Below are 20,027 nucleotides of genomic sequence, written 5' to 3'. Positions count from 1 at the left end.
GCGCACGGTGGTGCGGCGTCCCCCGGCCGCGTACCGGCGGTTAACTAGGGAATCAGCACGCCCGCCAGGCCGCCCAGCAACATGAAGGGGCCGAACGCAAACTCGGTCTTCCTTGTCGCCTCTTTCCAGACAAGCAGGCTGATGCCGTACAGGGCGCCCAGGAACTGGCCGCCGAGCGCCGCCACCGTCCACGCCTGCACCCCGAGCATGCCGCACACCATGCCGATCAGCCCCGCGAGCTTCACGTCCCCGAGGCCCAGCCCACCCGGGTTGACCAGCCAGAGCACCAGGTAGGCGAGCCCCAGCGCCAGCCCGCCGAGCAACGCGGGGCCGAGCTCGCCGGTAAAGGCGATCAACACGGCCAGCAGCGGATAGGCGGGCAGGGTGATCACATCGGGCAGCCTGCGCGTGCGCAGGTCGACGGCCGCGAGGAGGATCCCGATCAGAGCGGCGCACAGCCCCACCACGAGGTACGGCACAGCCCAGCCGGCCCCGAACCGCCACACCATGCCCGCACACACCACCCCGGTGACCACCGCGAGCACCGGGTCCACGCTCCGCCACCCGCCACCCGCCGCGGCTTGGCGCATCGCCGCCAGTTCTTCACGCCACCCGACGGGTTCCTCCCCAAAAGCGCCTGCAAGCGCCCGAACAGGCCCACTCACGAGCACCCCCAGCAGGGCCGTCGCGATCAGCGTCAGCGATGTGAGGAGAGACACCCCCACGACCCTACGGCAGAGCCCGCCCTCACTCGCAGGCATCGACGGAGGACGGGCTCCGACCTGGAAGTTCTCAACAGCCGTTCTCGATCCGCCCGGCAGAGACCAGGGGGTGGTGGTCACTCTCGGCGAGCAGGTGCCGGGACAGATGATGTAGGTGACCCAACCTGATCAGGAAGAGCTCTGTTTCCTCTTCATCACCCTGGCTGCTTGAAGTCGCTTGGAAGTGAACGGGTCCACGGCTCCGGCCCCCTCGCCCGGGGTGGAGTTCCACCCGCTGATCCTGTTTGCGAGCGCGTCCAGGCGTTTGTCTCCGGGAGGGACGTCGATCTGGAAGTGACTTTCCTTCGGCACCTTGAAGTCGCCGCCCCAGCGAACAACGCCGTCACACTCCGCGAGGATGTCTCTCAGGATCAATTCCTCGTGGTGGCGGACTGTTCTGGCTTGTCCAGCACACCCCGGCCGACCAGACGCCTGGAAAAATCATCGCGAGGCAGGCCCGGTATCCCTGGTCATTCGGAACTCAGAAGATCGACCTGTACACACCGCCTGAGACGAGGGCCGCTCCCGACTACCCCGCCCCCGCCGTCTACGGCGCGCGAGTGCATCTGAACACGCCGGGCAACGACGGGAGAATCGTCGTCTCCCATATTGTAGGGACAAGCGCGGCGAGCCTTCACTGCTGGAACCGCACCAACTACTTCCCCGACGATTATCGCGTGCGCTTCATCGACATCTCCCCAGCGGACTTCTTTATCAGCGGGAGCCCTTAACCGATGTTCGGCCACAGAAACGTGAGGCGGCCGGTCCTTGTGGCCGGCCGCCGTCGGCCCCCTGGTGTTCTGCACGCGCTGGTCGTTGTTCTCTTGCTTGTTGGATGTACGCCGACCGACGATGAGATGTTCATGATCGTGAACAACACCAGCGAAGAGGTGGCCGTAAGGTGGAAGCTCGACGCCAAACCGTTCAAGACATTCGCCCCCGGCCAAGGGCTCCACCTTTTCCCGACCAAAGAGCGCTGCCGGTTCGCCAAAGACGAAGACTCCCTCGTGGCGACCACCGCCTCCGGACAGACATACACCTATGGGCCGCCTATCTGCGCCAGGGAGGCGTTCGTGATCGGTCGGTGATCCGCCCGCCGCGTGGGCAGCAGCGCCAGCCGTCGGCCCTGATCGCGTGTCATCGAAACTTAAACCCAATGGCGCGGGGACCAGATCTTGCGCGAGCCTCTGACCAGCACCATTACCAGATCACCCTCACAGACGAAGGAAGCAGGCACGCTGGTAGAGCGCCATTTGCATGTCGGGTGGCTCACCACCACGGGCGTGGGGACCAGTGGAGGTGTCGTCTCGCTTACTCATGATGCCCTGGCTCACCCCCACGGGTTTGGGGACCAGAGCGAGGCTCGCAGCAACACCTCTCAAGCGGCCGGCTCACTCTCACAAGCATTGAGACCAGCTACTCGACTGAAGACGGCACATTCGCCATCAAGGCTCACTCCGTGAGCTGACCTCAATGCGCTGATCTCACAGCACCACGTGGTCCTTCCCCCGGACGTGGGGGTGGGTCGCGTCCAGCGGAGTGGTATACGAAAACGATCTCCGCGTGATCCTTTTTCCGCAGATTAAGAGGTTCAGGGTTTCCACCTTTGAGAGCACCGTTTTCCGGGACTGCATCCTGGCCAAGGCCGACTTTCAGAACGCCGATCTGCGCGGGGTCCGCTTCGAGAGATGCGATCTGACCGGCGCGCAGTTCTCTCAGGCTCAGATGGCGGGGGCGCGATTCACCGACTGCGCCCTCCTGGGGGTGAACGGCGTGACAAGCTTCGCCGGCGCCACCGTCTCCAGCCGCGACGCCCAGGAGTTGCTGCACGCGCTCGCCGGTGCCCTGGGCATCACCGTCGAGGAAGACTAGGTCTGGTTGTAGAACCCTTCGTCGGCGATTTTCCCGTCGTCGGTGATGAAGGACGAGCCAGCCGGCATGATCATGAACACCTTGGCGGACAACCGCTCGATGTCTCCCCGGCGACCGAGAATGAGACCCGACGCGAAGTCGATGATGCGACGGGCATCCGCGCTGTCCATGTCCTCGAAGTTCATGATGACCGGGATGTCCTGGCGGTAGTACTCACCGATGGTGAGAGCGTCCCGGAAAGTCCGAGGCCGCACAATCGCGATCTGCAACCCGCTCGCGCCCCCGTCGGCTTCCTCGCCCGCGAAGTCGTCGTCGAGGGCCTCCTCCGCGTCATAGACGTCGTCGTCATGTTCACCGAGACCTAGCCGGACGCCCGCCCTGCGAAGCCCCACACGCACCTCACTACCAGACCACAATGTCTACTTTGACAAAGGTACGTCATGTTTCCGCCCAGGCCTCGGCAACACGCCGAAGGCGGCAAAGGATAGGTCGGCTCTGCCGTACTCGAGGGGAAGGCCGTTTGTGGCTTCTGTGCTTGTATCGGGCATCCTCCAGGCTCGGAGACAGAGCACGATGCGAAACTGCCCGGTCAGCTGCACGACCGGGCAGTGGGGGGCATCTCCGACGATGTCAGGTGTTCTCGGTGGTGGAGTGGGCCAGGTTCTTCGGCGACCTCCCGCAAGAGGACGCCTTCGGTGTCCGGGCGGGGTGGGTTCAGCGGGCCGCGCGGAGGATAAGGTCGGCGACCGCTTCGGGTTCGGAGACGGTGACCGCGTGGGAGGCGCTGTCGAGGGTGACGGTGCGGGCGTCGGCGCGGTCGGCCATCCATTCCTGGGCCTTGGGCGGGATGTTGTAGTCCCGGCCGGCGACGAGGGCGTAGGAGGGGATGGTCTTCCAGGCGGCTTCGGTGGCCTTCTCCTCCAGGGCGGCGGTGGAGACCGGCCGCTGGGTGGCGGCCATGACGGCGGCGGTGGAGGCGGATACGTCGGCGGCGAACTGCTTGCGGAACCGGTCTTGTCTGATGGTCAGTTCGGTGCCGGTGCCGCCGCCGGGTAGCGGGTAGCTCGCGGTGTTCAGGGTTTCGCCGAGGGTGCTGCCGGGGAACTTGGCTGCCAGTTCGCCGGCGCTTTCGCCGGTGTCGGGGACGAACGCGGCGATGTAGACCAGGGCCTTGACGTTAGGGTTGCCGGCGGCGGCCTGGGTGATGACCGAGCCGCCGTAGGAGTGGCCGGCCAGGACCACGGGCCCTTCGACGGTGGCAAGGACGCTGCGCAGGTAGGCGGCGTCGCTGTCCAGGCCGCGCAGGGGGTTGGCGACGGCGATGACGCGGTGGTCGCCGCGTTGCAGGCGCTTGATGACGTCGGACCAGCTGGAGGCGTCGGCGAAGGCGCCGTGGACGAGGACGATGGTCGGCTTGGGCTTCGCCGTACCGGCGTCGCGGCCGGCGGCGCTGCTGCTGGTCGCGGTGGCGGCCAGCAGGGCGCCGGCCACGATGGGCGCGATGGCCAGGGTGGCGAGGGTGCGGACGGTGGATCGGGTGCGGGTGGAACGGGTCATGATGAATTTCCTTGTGGGTAGGGCCGCCGGGGGTGAAGGCGCGGGTGTGCCGCATTGATCGGGTGCCGCATTGATTTCGGCGGGCGCCGCCGGGGCTCTCGCGGCGCGGGCGGGGCCGAGGCGGCGCAGGCAAGGCCGACACGGCCCAGGGCGCAGGCGAGGCCGACACGGCCCAGGGCGCGGGCGGGGCTGAACGCGGCGCGGCCGGACGTGAGCGTGCCAGGCCGCGCTGCGTTCAGCCCGTGTGCAGGGCAGTGCGCAGTTCTCGGGATAGGCGGTGATGTCGTGACATCCGGCAAGCACTGGGTTCAGCCCGGATACCGGGCACTGCGCAGTTCTCGGGATAGCCAGTGATGTCCCGGCATCCGGCAAGCGCCGCCTTCACTCCGTGTGCAGGGCGGTGCGCAGGGTGTGGACTGCCGTGTCGATGGCGGACTGGGCGGCGTGGGTGCCGCGCAGGGAGTTGATCATGACGAAGTCGTGGATGATGCCGAGCTGGCGGACGGCCACCACGGGCACGCCGGCCTCGCGCAGCTTGGCCGCATATGCCTCGCCCTCGTCGCGCAGGACGTCGGCTTCGGCGGTGATGACCAGCGCGGGCGGCAACCCGGCCAGTTGCTCGGTGGTGGCGCGCAGCGGTGAGGCGGTGATCTCGGCCCGCTCCGCCTCGGAGGTCGTGTATTGGTCCCAGAACCACTGCATGCCGTCGCGGCGCAGGAAGTAACCCTCGGCGAACTGGTGGTAGGAGGGGGTGTCGAAGTTCGCGTCGGTGACGGGGTAGAACAGCACCTGGGCGAGCAGGGGCACGTCGCCGCGTTCCTTGGCCATGAGGGTCAGGGCGATGGACATGTTGCCGCCGACGGAGTCGCCGCCCACCGCGATGCGCTCGGCGTCGAGGTCCTTGCCCGCGCCGTGCGTGACGACCCAGCGGGCCACGGTGTAGTTCTGCTCGATGGCGACCGGGTAGCGGTGCTCGGGTGAGCGGTCGTACTCGGGGAAGACCACCGCGGCCTGGGCGCCGACGGCAAGCTCGCGGACGAGCCGGTCGTGGGTGTGGGCGTTGCCGAACACCCAGCCGGCGCCGTGGATGTAGATCACCACGGGGAGGGGGCCGGTGACGCCCTTGGGCCGGACGATGCGGGCCTGGACCGAGCCGGTCGGGCCGCCTTCGACGGTGACCCATTCCTCGTCCACCTCGGGCTTGGCGATCTCGCCCCTCTGCACGTCGTCGACGGCGGCGCGCGCTTCGGCGACGGCGATCTGGAACAGGTATGGCGGCTTGGCGGTGGCCTCGGCGAATGCCGCGGCGGCCGGCTCAAGCACCGGCATGAGGTTCTGATCGGACATGTTGCACTCCTTACGAGAGGTGACGCTGTCTGCGTCTGGTCTAGACGGGAGATCTCTCCTGGGGCTACACACGCGGCCGCCTTCGGGGCTGCATTGACATCGCCTATGACTCGCGATGACGATCACCATGCGCTAAGGCGGCTCCGGAGGCACGCAGTACGGGGTCATCCGCGGCCGGCGGGTTGTGCCGGGCGGAAGGCGGTGGCGTAGTCGCGGGCGAAGTCGGTCAGGTCCCGCGCGGGGCGCCCGGTGAGTTCGGCGACGTCGGGGCAGACCTCGGCCGCCTCCCCCCTCGCATAGTGCGCGTAGTCCTCGATCAGGCCGTCGGCCTGCCACTCGGGCATCATCGTGCGGAGCAAGGCGGCGAATGCCTCGGGGGGCACGTCGGTGAAGGCGATCTCGGCGCCCACCGCCTCCGACAACGCCTGGGCGATCTCGGCGTGGGTCACCGCACGCGGCCCCGTCAGGGTGTAGGTGCGGCCGTGGTGGCCGGGCCGCGTGAGCACGACCGCCGCCGCGTCGGCGATGTCGCGGACGTCGACGGCGCTCACGGCGGACGTGCCGATCGGTGCGCCGAACCGGCCCTGCTCCCTGATCAGGCCGGCGAACCCGAGCGCTCCCTGCAGGTACAGGTTCGGCCGCAAGACGGACCACTCGTCGAGCCCGAGTGCCCGCACATACGACTCCACCGCGGCGTGCCAGCGCAGGAACCGCACCGGGGAGTCGGACCGCGCCGCATATTGCGACAGCAGTACCAGCCGGGGCACACCGACGCTCCGGGCCCGCTCGGCGAACTGGATCTGCAAGTCCGCGGCGTCGGGGGCGGACGGGCTGTTCAGGAACACCGCGTCCACCCCGTACAGCGCGCCGGCGACCGCCCGGGGGTCGCGCAGGTCGGCCACGACGGGCTCGACGCCGGCGGGCAGGGCCGCCGCGCGTTCGGGGGTGCGGATCATCCCGCGCACGTGTGCCCCGCACTTCAGCAGCGCCGGGCCCAGCAGCGAACCAACCTGTCCCGTGGCGCCGACCACCAAGATCGTCGGCTTGTCCATGATCCCCTCCGTGGAACTGTCGATCACAAAGCTCACCGCGCGTCGCCGGGAGCCGTCTCGCGCCGGGCCGCTGGGGTGAGCGAGACGACGACGGCGATCAGGGCGAGCACCGCCGCGCTGAGGAAGGCGTCGTTGTACGCTCCGCCGTACGGTGCTCCGGCGCCCGACCCGGCGGCCATCGCGATCAGGGCGGCCAGGCCGAGGCCGCCGCCGAGTTGGCGTGCGGCGTTGATCAGGCCGCTGAGCAGGCCGGTCTCCCCCATGGCCGCGCCGGAGACCGCCATGGTGGTCGCGTAGACGAAGCCGAGGCCGAGGCCGCCGCCGATGAGCAGGAAGGGTCCCAGCAGTGCGGTGACGTATTGATCGGCGGGCCCGCTCTGGGCGAGCCAGAACAGGCCCGCGACCAACGCGATCAGTGAGCCCACCGTCGCCGGCCGGAAACCTGCAAGCCGGGCCAGCAGCGGGGCGGCGAACCCGCCCAGCGCGATCATGACGGCGATCGGCAACTGGCTCAGGCCGGTCGCGACCGGCGACATGCCGAGCACGTTCTGCTGAAACTGGGGCAGGAAGTAGAACAGGCCCACCGACACCGCGCCCAGCAGGAGCATCACGATATTGGCGACGACCACGGGGCCGCGGCGGAAGACGCCGAGCGGGACGAGGGGCTGGGGCGAGCGCAGTTCGACGGCGGCGAACGCCGCCAGCGCGGCGACGCCGACGGCAAGGCTCACCAATGTGCGCGGGGAGCCCCAGCCGGCGTCGGGGGCCCAGATCAGCCCGAGGGCCAGCGCCGAGATCGCCAGTGTGATCGTGGCCGCTCCAGGCAGGTCGAACCGGCCCGGCCGTGCCGGGGAGTGCGGCACCGCGTACCACACGGCGACGCCCGTCAAGATCATGAACGGCACCGGCAGCCAGTAGATCGCCGGCCACCCCAGGGACTGGGTCACCACGCCGCCGAGCGCGACCCCGAGCAGGCTGCCCGCGCCGGCGACCCCGCCCCAGACGCCGAGCGCCCGTCGCCTCTCGTCGAGCGTGGCGTATAGGCCGAGCATGAGGGACAGTGCGGCGGGGGTCAGCAGCGCCGCCCCCACTCCCTGGACGACTCTCGCGCCGATCAGCACGGCGCCGCTCGGGGCGAGGGCACAGGCCAGGCACGCGATCGTGTAGACCGCGAGGCCCGCCTGGAAGACCTTTTGTCCGCCGAGCACGTCGGCGAGCCTGCCGCCGAGCAGCAGCAGCCCCGCGAAGGCGATCAGATAGCCGTCCACGACCCAGGACAACTCGGTGGCCGACAGCCCCAGCCCGGCGCGCATGGCGGGCGTGGCCAGGTTCACCATCGAGGCGTCGAGGATCACGACTCCCGCAGCGGTGGCCAGGCCGGCCATGGCGAGGCCGCGCGGCACGGCCCGGGGGATGTTTCGCGACGTGGATCTAGTGATGGTCAAGGCTGCGTCTCTCTCGATCCGACAGGGGCTTGCATGACCCCCTCCGAAGTGTGAGAACCTCTACGAGATGAGAGATTAACACGGCTTTGTGAGACTTCAAGCGAAAGCTAGATGTTCTCACTACCGTGCATATGCCTTGTGGTTGCCAGATATGAGGAGGGGTGCGATGCCGCCGACGACCCCCCGCAACTCACTGCGCGAGCGGTTTCGTGAGCAGGTCCGCGAGGACGTCAAGGCCGCGGCCTTGCAGCAGCTCGCCGCGGGTGGAGCCCAGGCCATCTCCATCAACGCCATCGCCAGACAGCTCGGAGTCTCGGGCCCGACGCTTTACCGCTACTTCGCGAGCCGCGACAACCTGCTCACCGCACTGGTCGTCGACGCCTACGAGGACCTGAGCGACACCCTCACCCGCACATTCGGCGACCGGGCCGCCGGCGGCACCCCCGAAGAACACTTCCGCGCACTCGCCCGGACCTACCGGGCATGGGCCCTGACCGAACCTCACCGCTACGAACTGCTGTTCAAGCCCCCGTTACCGGGCTACAGCGCCCACACCGAACCACTCGCCGCCGCTGCCCGCTCCCTCATGGGGCTCCTGCTGGGCCTTTTGCCCGAACTCACCCCCGCGAACCCGCCCCCACCCGTGGCCACCGCCCCGATCACCAACGCCGACGTCCTCACCGCCCGCTCCCAGAGCGCACCGGGGTTCCACCTCGCCGTCTCCGTATGGACCTGCATGCACGGCATCGTCAGCCTCGAACTCGGCGGCGGCCTCTCCGCCATGACCATCGACTCCGGCACCCTCTTCGACCACGAACTGGAAATCCTCATCGCCAGAATCACCAAGGGACGCGACGCCCCCCAGAAGACCCGGCGGGCCCCGTGACGAGGCCGGCACGGCGAGAGCCCGCCAAAGGAAAGGCGGGTGGTTATCGGATTTCGTGGTCGGGGTGCCCGTTGTCGTAGGCACGGCGGGCTTGGGCGATGATGTCGCGGTGTGCCAGCGACCAGTCGGCGAGGGCCTTCACGAGGTGGGTGAGACTGGTCCCGGTCTCGGTGAGCCGGTAGTCGACCTGGGCGGGCACGGTCGGATAGACGGTGCGGAGCACCAGGCCGTCGCGTTCGAGCCGTCGCACGGTGAGAGTGAGCATCCGCTGCGAGATCCCGTCGATGGCCCGTTGGAGCTGCCGGAAGCGGCGTGGCCCGCTCGCGAGTTCGACGACGACTAGCACGGACCATTTGTCGCCCACACGGTCGAGGACGTCGCGGATGCCGCAGTCAGGGTGGTCCGCACGACCGCAGGGGTCCAGGTCGGCGGCTCCCGTGGTTACCTCGGTGTGCGTCGGTGACATGAAACTGCCTCCTTGTGAGCGGCCTCCGGCTGAATCACGATTCCATCGTAGTTACCGAAGAGAACCACGATGGAGATCCCATGATCATGGTCACCGGGGCAACAGGGCAGCTCGCCTCCGCCACTCTCGCCGAGCTCAATGCTCAAGGCGCGACAGCCATAGGAGGTAGCCGCACTCCAAAGGACTGTGGCCGGCATCTCGACTTCGACGATCCGGCCAGTCTTGATCTGAAAGACGTCTCGACACTTGTGCTGGTCTCGGCCGGATATGCCGAGGACGACCAGGTGATCGCCCGGCATGCCGCAGTCGTGGACGCCGCAGTGCGCGACGGGGTCGGCCACATCGTCTACACCAGCCTGACCACGGCAGGCGACCATCTCGGGTTCGCCCTGGCCCACCGCGCCACCGAGATAACGGTGATGAACAGCGGGCTTGGATGGACCATCCTCCGCAACGGACTCTATGCCGAACTGTTCGGCGCGCTGCTGACCTGGACCCCCGGCGGCCTCGTCTCGGCGTTCGGCACCGGCGCCCTGTCCGCCGTGGCACGCGCCGATCTCGCAGCCGCCGCCGCGGTGGTCGCGACCGGCCCCGCGGCACATTCTCACAAGATCTACGACCTGGTCGGCGAACCGATCGCCGCCGCCGACGTCGCCGAGCGCCTCGATGTCACACACCACACGATCAGCCTGGGTGAATATCGGGATCGTCTGCTCGCCTCAGCCGGGCTTCTGCCGTTCCAGCCGCCCATGCTGGTCTCGATCGCCACCGGCATCCGGCACGGTTTCCTCGATAAGACCGGCTCGGACCTGCGTAAACTCCTCACCCGGCCACTGATCGACCCGCTCGGGGTCGCCGCCGGCAGCGCGGCGGCACTGCGCCCTGCCCTGGTCTGAGCACCGGCGGACGGTCAGGACCGCCCCTAGGAAGACGCCTTCCGGCGCCACCGAAAGCGGCGGCGGGCCGGGGTTTGCGGGGCGGGGGCCAGGCGGGTCACGCTGACGCCCGCCCCGGCCAGGGTGTCGGCGATCTGGCCGGCCGGCCGGTCCATGGCGGCCATCGTGTGCACCGCCCCGCCCTCCAGCACGAACGGGATGGGCCCCGCCACGTCCAGCACCACGGCGGCGGCTCCCTCGTGGAGGGCGGCCTGGCACACCTGGGCGCCGGTGACCTGGATGGGGCGGGCGTCGCGGCGCCAGCGGATCATGGCCTCGACGCCGGTGAAGGCGATCACCGCCTCACGACCGTCCTTGCCGACGAGCTTGGGGAGAGCCATTTCGCTCTCCTTCTCCTGCTTCAACCCGTGTGCGCCGATCTCGGACTCGGTGAGGAGCGCCACCACCGGCACCAGCAGCCTGGCCCGGCCGAGGACCGCGATCACATCGCCGACGTCGGCTCGCCCCTCGGCGTGCGCGGCGAGCGTGGCGGCGACGGCGGCGTCGGTGCTGCCGTCGTCGTCGGGGACCAGGGGTTGAGGAATGCTCGGCACGACTCCCGAGCCTACCGAGGTTGCCCCGTTGCCCTGTTCTCCGGGCGGAGGGAAACCCCTTATCTGCTGATCGCCGGAAGTACGACGCTTGCGAAGCGAGGTGGCGACGGCGTGTCGATCACAGGGGCCGGCACGCCGTAACCAACGAGTGCTCCGCCGGCGGGTCCGATCACTTCACCGTGACGTCGAGGAAGATGGGGTTCTTGCCGGCGAAGACCGGGACGTCTTCCTCATTGGTCATCTTCCAAAAAATCTTGCACCGCGCCGGTTCCCTGGCCGCCTTGACGTCGACCTTGATATCCACGGTCTCACCAGGCTTGGTCGCCGGGACGGGAACCCGTTCCGGCGCCTCACACGGCGTATTGTTGGTCCGGGTCATAAACCGTTTCTTCCAATGCGTGCCGCCGGTGTTCTTAAGCCGCCACACTTTAGTGAAAGTCTGCCCCCGCTCCACCTTCGTGCCGTCCGGAATAGTGATGTCCCCCACAAAAGCCGAGTCGTCCTGAGGAACCGTTTCCGTGCGGGGCACCGCCTCCGCCTGAACCTCCCGCCCCGAAGGCGTGCCCGACGGCGTCCCGGCCAGGTTTCCGAAGGTCAGCACCCCTCCCACCACCCCCACCACGGCCCCGGCGGACACCAGCGCCAGCAACATCGCCCTACTGCCACGCTTACCGGCGACGGGAGCCGGCTCCGGAGTAACAGCGGAAGGGGCGGCAACAGCCTCCGGCGAGACCGAAGGCTCCTCCGACTCCACCCGCGCACTCTCCCAGTGCCCGCGCCATTCGCGGCGCACCTCCTCGGCGTCCCGCCCAAGCCGGTCGACGGCGAGGACACGGACGAACTCCCAGGTCGTCTCCCACGTGGGCAGCACCTGTCCCCTGGCCGCCGCCGCCAGAGACGACTTCGACGCGGCGGCCCCCAACCGGGACGACATCTCGGCGAACGACGGAGCTCCCGCCTCGTCCTTGAGCTCCCACAGCCGATGCGCCAGAAGCGCCACGGGCCCCGACCGCGGGTCGGGCCGAACCGGCTTGCGCCCACGTGGCGCGCCCGTGTCTCCACCCGCCTGCTCCGGTGATCCAGCCATCGCTCACCCACTCCGCTCCGCCTCGCGCCTTTCCCTCTTCCCCCTGTCACAGGCGAGGACCGCTCTCCACCAGGGAAAAGCCTCTCGCCGTGGGAGCGGCCCGCCCGCGGCCTCTACTCCCGGACATACGGGGAATGGGCATGAGAGTACCCGAGCCACCGGCCGCCGACGGCCCCTCGCCGATCGATCACGGATTGGGCGCCAAGGGAATTCCAAAGAGAACCCGATAACCGCCCCGAAATCAATTAAGGTGATAATTGATAATCGGCCGCCGCGCATATTCTCCGGTCGCACGGGACCTCCCCGAGCCGGCTCGCACGAGCACTCCCACCTCCGCGAGGGACCTGTACGGCACAGCCAAGCGAGTGCAGGCCCACCCTCCTGACCTGCGCCTTTCGTTGTCCAGCAACCTCTGGACAATGTTTGGCCGCCGATCCCCCGGATCCGGCTTGCCGCCGGGGCCGCTCCCGGGCATAGTCGGGTCCCGTCTAGCGATGGCGTGCAGCACGCATAAAGACAACCTTCACCGCGGCCACGCGTCTCCACGCGAGGAAACGATGGAAGGACGGCGGATCGCGCCCGGCGTCACGCGGACTCGATGCCGGTGCGGGGGCCAATCCGACGTCCCGCCACGCGTTATTCACAGGTGAATAGAGAATATGTGCGACGAAGGGCGGTAACCGATTCGGCCTCACCCTCCTTCGCCGATGTAAGACCGCCGGGGCATCTGCGGGCCGCCCCGGCAGCCAAGGGCGTTCCGCTTACGGGGGTCGTAGAGCGGAACGCCCTTTCAATTGCCGCCGGGTCGTTTACGGCACCCGGCACGAGAGAAAGGGACAGGAAACCGTTGCGTTCCATAAGAACGAAGGCCGCCGTCCTCTGCGCCGCAGCCGCTCTGACGTTGGCGGGAGCGGGTCTCGGCGCAGGGGCGGCCTCCGCCCATGCCGTGCCGCAGGGGTCGTGTGGTTCCGGCTTTGTGAAGGTCGGCTCCCACAAGCTCACCGCGGACTGGGGCAAGCCCCACGTCGGCGGGACCGTCACCGTCTACTACAACCGTTCCACGGGCAAGAACTGCGCCATCGCACGCCCCATTCACGCCTGGGCGGGCAAGGCGAAAAACGTCTCCGTCTGGATGCAGCGGCTCCCCCACGGCGCACGCGACGCCGACAGCAGCGACAGCTACCGGTTTTACGCGGGCCCCATCTACGTCTCCGCCCGCCACAAATGCATCAGGGTCTTCGCCCAGGTGAAGTCACCCCAGGGTGAGATCTACGTCGGGGGCACGCCCCGCGGCTATTGCAGGTGACCTGCCCGCCGCCCGGGCCCGCAGGCGGCTCGGGCGGAAACCTGGCCGGCGCAGGCACTTCTTCCTACACCCCGCACTATGTCACCACTTTAAGTGGCAACCTGATGTCGGTGAGTAGTCGACGGGAAGGCGTGCGTGCGCATGGGCGAGAGCCGCGACTCGACCGGTGCCGGAGCCAGGCTGCGGCGCCTCCGGGTGGAGCGTGGGCTCTCACTCGGTGAGATGTCCCGCCTGACGCATTACAGCAAGGGCTACCTCAGCAAGATCGAAACGGACGACAAGGCGCTGACGCCGGGCGTGGCACGCAGGTGCGACGAGGTGCTGGAGACCGGCGGCGAACTGGCCGACCTGGTCGCGAGCGCCGCCGACGAGTGCCCCTATGTCGGACTGAGCGCCTACGAGCAGGCGCACGCCCGGTGGTTCTTCGGCCGGGAACGCGCCGTGAGCATGCTCGTGGCGCGGCTGGCCGAGCGGAGCGCGGCCCGCGCGAACGGCAGGAGCGCGGGCCACGGCCCGATCGTCGTGGTCGCGCCGTCGGGTGCCGGCAAGTCGTCGCTGCTGCGCGCGGGGCTGCTGCCCGCCGTGCGGCGCGGCGCGTTGCCGGCGCCCGAGTCGCGCACCTGGCCGGTGACCGTGTTCACCCCGGGAGAGCATCCGGCCGCCGAGTTGTCGGCGCAGGTCGGCGCCCTCGCAGGGCTCGACGTCCCCTCCCTGTCGGCGACCCTCGCAGAGGATCCAGGACTGTTCGCCGCCCGGGTGCGGACCGCGCTGCACGAATGGGGCCGGCCCGGCGAGGCCCAGGGCCACGGGCGGCGCCTGCTGCTGGTGGCCGACCAGTTCGAGGAGATCTTCACGCTCTGCCGCGACCCGGGGGAACGCCACGCGTTCCTGGCCGCGCTGCACGCGCTCACCCGCCCGCCGCACAGCACGGCGCTGGTGGTGCTCGGGCTTCGGGCCGACTTCTACTGCCGATGCCTGTCCCACCCGGAGCTGGTGGAAAGCCTGCGGGACGGCCAGTTCCCACTGGGGCCGATGACACGCGCCGAGCTGCTCGATGTGATCAACGGACCGGCCAGGGCCGCGGGCCTGCGCCTGGAGCCGGGGCTCGCCGAGCTGCTCCTGCGGGACATGGGGGTGTTTCCCACGGGTGACCGTACGGACAACGCCGCGGGCGTGTCCTACGAACCAGGGGCGCTCCCGCTGCTGTCGCACGCGTTGCTCACCACGTGGCAGCGGCGCAGCGGGGACACGCTGACGGTGGAGGGTTACCAGCTCACCGACGGCATCGTGGGCGCGGTGGCCTCCTCGGCCGAACGCGTCTTCACCCGCCTGGCCCCCGCCCACCAGGAGATCGCCCGCCTGATGCTGCTGCGCATGGTGTGCGTCGGCGAGGACGACACAGAGACAGGGCGCCCGGTGAGCATCTGCGATCTGCCGCCCTCCCACTTCCCGCCGCCGGCCACCGGCGAGGTCGTCGAGGCGTTCACGCACGCCCGGCTGCTGACCGTGAGCGCCGACCACCTCCGGCTCAGCCACGAGGCGCTGCTGTGGGCGTGGCCGCGCCTGCGCGAGTGGATCCGGGCCGACCGCGCCGGGCTGCGAACCCACCGGACGTTGTCGGAGGCGGCGCTGAGCTGGGAGCGGGAGGACCGGGACCCGTCGCTTCTGTATCGCGGCACACGTCTCCAGGCGACGGTCGAGTGGGCCGGGACCGGCACCGGAGTGCTGAGCGGGTCGGAACACGCGTTTCTCGACGCCGGCCTGGCCGCGTGGGCGGCGGAGGAGGAGGCGGCGCGGCGCCGGGCGCGCAGGCGGCGCCTGCTCGCGGGGGCGCTCGCCGGGCTGCTGGCCATGAGCGGGGCCGCGACGGCTTTCGCCGTACTCGCGCAGCGGGCGACCGAGCGGCAGCGTGGGCTCGCGTCGTCCCAGCGGGCCGAGTCGCTGTCCCGCGGGCTCGCCGCGCGGAGTGTCCTGGTGACGGGCGATCCGGCGGCGGCGGCGCGGCTGGCCACGACCGCGTGGCGGCTCGCGCCCACCGGGGAGGCGCATGCGAGCATGGCCATGCTGCTGGGCCGGCCGGATCGTGCGGTCATGTCCGGCCTTTCCTCGACGTTGGCCTTCAGTTCGGACAGCCGGGTGCTGATGGGCGCGGGGAAGGACGGCACGCTGCGGCTCTGGGACACCGCCCGCCACCAGGCGCTCGGCGAGTCGCGGGCGGGGCGGGGGCCGCTCAGCGCCGCGGCGTTCAGTCCCGACGGGCGTCTTCTCGCCGGTGCCGGGCCGGAGGGGGCCGTGCGTGTGTGGGAGGTGGCTGCCCGCGTGCCCGTCGCCGCCACGCTCGGGGGACACACGGGGGTGGTGCGGGCGCTGGCGTTCGGGCCCGACGGGCGTGTGCTGGCGACCGCGTCGAAGTCGTCGGTGCGGTTGTGGGACGTGGCGACCCTCCGGCCTGTCGGCGAGCTGGCGGGTGGGCGGGCGGTCCCGATCGCGCATGTGGTGTTCAGCGGCGACGGGAACACGGTGGCCGCGGTCGGGGCCTCCGCCGTACGCGTGTGGGATGTCGCGGCGCGCCGTCCGCTCGGCGGGACGCTGCGGCATGAGGGCGGGGCGCCGTCGGCGGCGGCCTTCAGTCCCGACGGGCGTGTCCTGGCGGTGGCGGCGAAGGACTCGGTGCGGCTGTGGGACGTCGCGGAGGGCCGGGCGCTCGGCTCGCCGCTCGCGGGTTACAACGGGGTGGTGCGGTCGCTCGCGTTCAGCCCCGACGGGGGCACCCTGGCCACGGCGGACGACGCGTCGGTGCGATTGTGGGACGTCGCGGCCCGCCGCCCGCTCGGGTGGGCGTATACGGGGCACACCGACTGGCTGACCAGCGTGGTGTTCAGCCCCGACGGCCGCATGCTGGCGAGCGCGGCCTCGGACGGGACGGTGCGCCTGTGGGACGTGACCGCCCACGGCCCGGCGGGCACGATCCTGCGGGGGCATAAGGGGTGGGTCTACTCGGCGGTGTTCGGGCCCGACGGGCGCACCCTGGCCAGCGGGGCGTCCGACAAGACGGTCCGGCTGTGGGACGTCGCCGGCCGCCGCCCCCTCGGCCCTCCGCTGACCGGGCATCGCGGCTCTGTGGCATCGGTGGCCGTAAGCTCCGACGGCCGGACGCTGGCCAGCGGATCGGTCGACAAGACGGTCCGGCTGTGGGACCTCACGGACCGCCGTCCTCTCGGCCGTCCGCTGACCGGGCATCGCGGTGCGGTGTTCCCCGTGGCGTTCAGCCCCGACGGGCGCACCCTGGCCAGCGGCGACGCGACCGGCGAGATGCGGATGTGGGACATCGCCGGACGCCGCGCCGTCGGCGCGCCGCTCAAACTGGGCAACGGACCCGTCGCCTCCGTCGCCTACAGCCCCGACGGGCGCACCCTCGCCGCCGGCACCGCCGACGGAACGATCCACCTGTGGGACGCCGCCACCCTCCGCCCCCTCGGCGCTCCCCTGCCCGCCCACCACGGCATGGTGTTCACTGTCGTCTTCAGCCCCGACAGCCGCACCCTCGCCGGGGCCGGCCAAGACGGGACCGTCCGCCTGTGGGACGTCCGGCGGCGCACCCCTCTCGGGGATCCGCTCACCGGACACCACGGCATGGTGTTCGCCGTCGCGTTCAGCCCCGACGGGCGTTTCCTTGCCAGCGGCGCCGTCGACGGAACCGTCCGCCTGTGGGAAACCGCCGGCGGCCGGTCGGTCGGCGCCCCCCTCACGAGCCCGCACGGCCCCGTGTTCACCGTGGCGTTCAGCCCCGACGGGCACACCCTGGTCAGCGGCTCGGGCGACGGCGATGTGCGCTTACGCCGTACGGCACTGCCCGACGACCTTTTCACCGCCCTGTGCGCCGTCGCCGGGCGATCCCTCACCCCCGAGGAGTGGCGCCGCCAGGCGCCGGGAGCGGCCTACCGGCCGGTGTGCCCTTGACGGAGGGTTGCCGGGTTTCCCTGCCTCGTGTGGGGAGGGAAACGCCTGTCCACCGCCCGCTTGGGCGGGGGACGATCTCCGTGTGGAAGGAGTGAGGCTTTTGAAGCAGGACGAGTTCGACTATAAGACGGCTGCGGTTCTCACGGCGGCGATCCTCGGTCTGGGAAATCGTGGGGATCGCCACGACACCGGCCGAACCCCACGATGCGGGACAGGCGGTGCAGGACCGGGGCGGGGGGTAGCGGAGTCAGTCAGGCAGGACGTCCGTGATCCGTCGCGCGCGGGGGGAGCCGATGCGCCGGTAGATCGCCAGTGCTTGCCTGAGGAGGGGTGTGCCGTCGCCGGGTGGCTGGCGGAGGCCGATTCCTTCCAGGGCTCGTGCTTCCTGCAATGGGGCGCCGATCGTGCGGGCGACGGCCAGGGCTTCATGGAAACGGCCGGGGGAATGGTGCAGTTCGCCGAGGTCGTTCAGGGTTTCGGCCTGTTCATAGCGGTTGCCCAGCTCGGTGAACAGGGTCAGGGCCTGGGTGAGGCGCCCCTGATCCCTGTGCAGGTTGCCGAGGTGGTGGAGGGTGTGGGCGATGCCGTACCTGCTGCCGAGGTGGGTGAAGGATTCGAGCGCGTCGGTGAGGTGGTCCGACGCCGCCGTGTGGTCGCCGGTCAGGCGGTGGACGACGCCCAGGTTCGCGCGGGCGGTGGCCTGGCCCCGGCGGTCTTGCAGGGTGGTGTAGAGGTCGAGGGCCCGGGTGTGGTGGTCTGCCGCCGCCGGGTAGTCGCCCGTCTCGCGGTGGGTGAGGCCGAGGTCGTTGAGGGCGATCGCCTCGCCTCGGCGTCCCCGCAGGTCGACGTATAACAGGAGGGCGCGGGTGTGGCAGTCCGCCGCCGCCTCATATTCTCCCAGGCAGCGGTGCATTCCGCCGAGGCTGTTGAGGATGACGGCCTGGCCGCGGCGGTCGCCGGCGGCGGTGTAGAACTCAAGGGCACGGCTGTGCCGCTCGGCGGCCGAGGTGTACTCCCCCACTTCGCAATGCACCAGGCCGAGGTTGAACAGCGCGACGGCCTGGCCGCGGTGGTCCTCGACGGCGGTGTAGAGCGCAAGGGCGCCGGTGTGGTGGGCGGCCGCGGCGGTGTACTCCCCCAGTTCGCGGTGCATGACGCCGAGGTTGACGTGCACACCGGCCTGGCCGCGGCGGTTTCCTGTGGTGTTGTGCAGATGGAGGGCACGGGTGTGGAGATCGGCCGCCGAGGTGTATTCGCCCATGCGCCGGTGTAGGCATCCCATGTTGTCGAGGGCGACGGCCTGGCCGCCGGGGTCGGCGATACGGCGGGCGGTGGTCTCGGCGGTTTGGTGGAGGGCGAGGGCCTGTTCCCAATGGCCGCGGAGTGCCAGATAGTCGGCCAGCATGGCGGGGATCGCCACAGCGTGGGCGGGATGGGTGCCGGCGGCGGCCAGCACGGCGGCGTACAGGTTGTCGCGTTCGGTCCTCAGCCACTCCTCGGCGTGGCCGCTTGTGGCGAAGGAGGTTTCGGTCTGGGTGGGCACCAACCGGGGACTCTGCAAGGTGAAGTGCAGCCCCGCGGCGTATGCCGTGTGGGTGTAGTAATCCAGCAGCCGTTCCAGCGCGGCGTCGCCGGAGGTGTCGGCGAGGGCGCGGGTGTAGTGGGCGAGGAGGTCGTGCAGACGGTAGCGGCCACGGCTCGGCTCCTGGAGGAGGGAGGCCGCATAGAGGGCGTCGAGGTGCCGCCGTGCCTGCGCGAGCGTGACCCCGCCGAGGGCCGCCGCGGCGTGGGCGTCGATGTCGTCGCCGGGATACACACCAAGGAGGCGCACCAGGCGCTGCCGGGCGGGTGGCAGGTCCCGATAGGACAGTTCGAAGGCGACCGCCACGCTTTTGCCGTCCTCTTGGAGTTCCTCCAGAGGTTCGGCCATCTGGTCGGCCAGGTCGCCCACGCTCCACGCCGGCCGGTGGGCGTAGCGGGCGGCCATGATGGTGATCGCCAGCGGCAGCCCGCCGCAGGCCGCGACCAGCCTGTCCACGGCCTCGGCGTCGTCCGCCGGGATGGGGCGGCCGGTGCTGCGGGTGAACAGCTCCACCCCGTCGGCGCGCGGCATCGCCCCCACCGTGAGCGGCACGGCACCGGGCACCGCCAGGCGGTTGCGGCTCGTGATCAGCACCAGGGAACCCGGGGTGCCCGGCAGCAGCGGTTCCACCTGGGCACCGCTCGCGGCGTTGTCGAGCACCAGCAGGATCTTCTTCCCCGCCATCCGGTCACGCCACATCCCGGCTCGCCCGTCCAGCGTGCGCGGAACCCCTTGGGGTTCGACCCCGTAACCGATCAGCAGATCGGCGAGGATGTCCGCGGGGTCCGAGGGCGCCTGGCCCGGGGTGTGGGCGTGCAGGTCGACCTGGATCCTGGCGTCGGGGAACCTGTCGGCCATCCGATGAGCGGCGTGTACGGCAAGAGCCGTCTTTCCGACACCCGGCATGCCGTTGACGGCATAAATCACGACCTCCGCCCCCTCGACCTCGGCCAGGCCCCGGGAGAGGTGATCCAGCTCCCATTGGCGGCCGGTGAAGACCGGGGTGTCGCGGGGGAGGGTGCGCGGCGCGGTGGACATCTTCGGCGGGGAGGCCAAGGTGATGTCGCCGTGAACGGTGCCGGCCTGAATCACCGTGTGCGCGGCGCCGGTCACCATGTTGCCGTCTGGGGCCGGGCTTGTGCCGTACCTTCGAAGCAGGTAGTCGGCGACAGCCGCGAGAAAGCCGACCCGCATATGCCCGAGCCTCTTCTTCACTC

Annotated in this window: 17 protein-coding genes; 6 read left to right on the top strand and 11 right to left on the bottom strand. The window is 70.1% G+C overall.

Going from position 1 to position 20,027, the window contains the following annotated elements; translation table 11 throughout:
* Positions 1-44: 44 nt before the first annotated feature.
* Together Ssi02_RS11970 and Ssi02_RS11965 are read right to left on the bottom strand one after the other, a co-directional pair.
* The gene (locus tag Ssi02_RS11970) at positions 45-719 is read right to left on the bottom strand and encodes a prepilin peptidase (RefSeq protein ID WP_204024826.1); all 675 of its coding nucleotides are present in this window, start codon (positions 717-719) and stop codon (positions 45-47) included.
* A 171-nt stretch (positions 720-890) separates the two neighbouring features.
* Positions 891-1,136, bottom strand: a complete 246-nt coding sequence (locus Ssi02_RS11965; protein ID WP_204024824.1) for a hypothetical protein — start codon at positions 1,134-1,136, stop codon at positions 891-893.
* A gap of 488 nt (positions 1,137-1,624) precedes the next feature.
* Between Ssi02_RS11965 and Ssi02_RS11960 the strand changes: the two genes are divergently transcribed.
* Both Ssi02_RS11960 and Ssi02_RS11955 read left to right on the top strand, forming a co-directional pair.
* The gene (locus Ssi02_RS11960) at positions 1,625-1,849 is read left to right on the top strand and encodes a hypothetical protein (RefSeq protein ID WP_204024822.1); all 225 of its coding nucleotides are present in this window, start codon (positions 1,625-1,627) and stop codon (positions 1,847-1,849) included.
* A 475-nt stretch (positions 1,850-2,324) separates the two neighbouring features.
* Complete coding sequence (locus Ssi02_RS11955; RefSeq protein ID WP_239128828.1) at positions 2,325-2,633, top strand: pentapeptide repeat-containing protein; 309 nt, start codon at positions 2,325-2,327, stop codon at positions 2,631-2,633.
* Here the strand turns inward: Ssi02_RS11955 and Ssi02_RS11950 are convergent.
* The 5 genes from Ssi02_RS11950 to Ssi02_RS11930 all read right to left on the bottom strand — a co-directional run bounded on the left by Ssi02_RS11950 (position 2,630) and on the right by Ssi02_RS11930 (position 8,034).
* Positions 2,630-3,025 (bottom strand): cell division protein SepF, encoded by a 396-nt coding sequence (locus Ssi02_RS11950; RefSeq protein ID WP_204024818.1) that lies wholly within the window; start codon positions 3,023-3,025, stop codon positions 2,630-2,632. The two genes, Ssi02_RS11955 and Ssi02_RS11950, sit on opposite strands and share 4 nt — an antisense overlap.
* A gap of 322 nt (positions 3,026-3,347) precedes the next feature.
* Positions 3,348-4,190: an alpha/beta fold hydrolase gene (locus tag Ssi02_RS11945; protein WP_204024816.1), complete on the bottom strand. Its 843-nt coding sequence runs from the start codon at positions 4,188-4,190 to the stop codon at positions 3,348-3,350.
* Between the two features lie 381 nt (positions 4,191-4,571).
* On the bottom strand, positions 4,572-5,537 hold the full coding sequence (locus Ssi02_RS11940; RefSeq protein ID WP_204024814.1) for an alpha/beta hydrolase: 966 nt from the start codon (positions 5,535-5,537) through the stop codon (positions 4,572-4,574).
* Between the two features lie 164 nt (positions 5,538-5,701).
* Positions 5,702-6,589 (bottom strand): SDR family oxidoreductase, encoded by an 888-nt coding sequence (locus tag Ssi02_RS11935; RefSeq protein ID WP_204024812.1) that lies wholly within the window; start codon positions 6,587-6,589, stop codon positions 5,702-5,704.
* 32 nt (positions 6,590-6,621) lie between these two features.
* Complete coding sequence (locus Ssi02_RS11930; RefSeq protein WP_204024810.1) at positions 6,622-8,034, bottom strand: MFS transporter; 1,413 nt, start codon at positions 8,032-8,034, stop codon at positions 6,622-6,624.
* 166 nt (positions 8,035-8,200) lie between these two features.
* Here Ssi02_RS11930 and Ssi02_RS11925 point away from each other — a divergent pair, with 166 nt between their 5' ends.
* Complete coding sequence (locus tag Ssi02_RS11925; RefSeq protein WP_204024808.1) at positions 8,201-8,920, top strand: TetR/AcrR family transcriptional regulator; 720 nt, start codon at positions 8,201-8,203, stop codon at positions 8,918-8,920.
* Between the two features lie 43 nt (positions 8,921-8,963).
* Here Ssi02_RS11925 and Ssi02_RS11920 read toward each other — a convergent pair whose 3' ends face one another.
* Positions 8,964-9,386, bottom strand: a complete 423-nt coding sequence (locus tag Ssi02_RS11920; protein WP_204024806.1) for a winged helix-turn-helix transcriptional regulator — start codon at positions 9,384-9,386, stop codon at positions 8,964-8,966.
* 80 nt (positions 9,387-9,466) lie between these two features.
* On the opposite strand from Ssi02_RS11920, the gene Ssi02_RS11915 reads away from it, so the two are divergent.
* On the top strand, positions 9,467-10,282 hold the full coding sequence (locus tag Ssi02_RS11915; protein WP_204024804.1) for a Rossmann-fold NAD(P)-binding domain-containing protein: 816 nt from the start codon (positions 9,467-9,469) through the stop codon (positions 10,280-10,282).
* 26 nt (positions 10,283-10,308) lie between these two features.
* Here the strand turns inward: Ssi02_RS11915 and Ssi02_RS11910 are convergent, their stop codons facing one another.
* Together Ssi02_RS11910 and Ssi02_RS39275 are read right to left on the bottom strand one after the other, a co-directional pair.
* Positions 10,309-10,875 carry an SseB family protein gene (locus Ssi02_RS11910; protein WP_204024802.1) on the bottom strand — a complete coding sequence of 189 codons (567 nt, stop codon included), beginning with the start codon at positions 10,873-10,875 and terminating at the stop codon, positions 10,309-10,311.
* 169 nt (positions 10,876-11,044) lie between these two features.
* Complete coding sequence (locus tag Ssi02_RS39275) at positions 11,045-11,962, bottom strand: NBR1-Ig-like domain-containing protein (RefSeq protein WP_204024799.1); 918 nt, start codon at positions 11,960-11,962, stop codon at positions 11,045-11,047.
* 847 nt (positions 11,963-12,809) lie between these two features.
* Between Ssi02_RS39275 and Ssi02_RS11900 the strand changes: the two genes are divergently transcribed.
* Together Ssi02_RS11900 and Ssi02_RS11895 are read left to right on the top strand one after the other, a co-directional pair.
* Positions 12,810-13,268, top strand: a complete 459-nt coding sequence (locus Ssi02_RS11900; RefSeq protein WP_204024797.1) for a hypothetical protein — start codon at positions 12,810-12,812, stop codon at positions 13,266-13,268.
* A gap of 141 nt (positions 13,269-13,409) precedes the next feature.
* Entirely contained in the window at positions 13,410-17,228 is a 3,819-nt protein-coding gene (locus tag Ssi02_RS11895; RefSeq protein ID WP_204024796.1) for an nSTAND1 domain-containing NTPase, read from the top strand.
* 247 nt (positions 17,229-17,475) lie between these two features.
* Here the strand turns inward: Ssi02_RS11895 and Ssi02_RS11890 are convergent, their stop codons facing one another.
* Positions 17,476-20,025, bottom strand: a complete 2,550-nt coding sequence (locus Ssi02_RS11890) for an ATP-binding protein (protein WP_204024794.1) — start codon at positions 20,023-20,025, stop codon at positions 17,476-17,478.
* Positions 20,026-20,027: the final 2 nt, after the last annotated feature.

Source organism: Sinosporangium siamense (genome assembly GCF_016863435.1).
Taxonomy (GTDB): Bacteria; Actinomycetota; Actinomycetes; order Streptosporangiales; family Streptosporangiaceae; genus Sinosporangium; species Sinosporangium siamense.
Note: the sequence above shows the minus strand (reverse complement) of the source record. Positions and strands in the feature narration are given on the sequence as shown.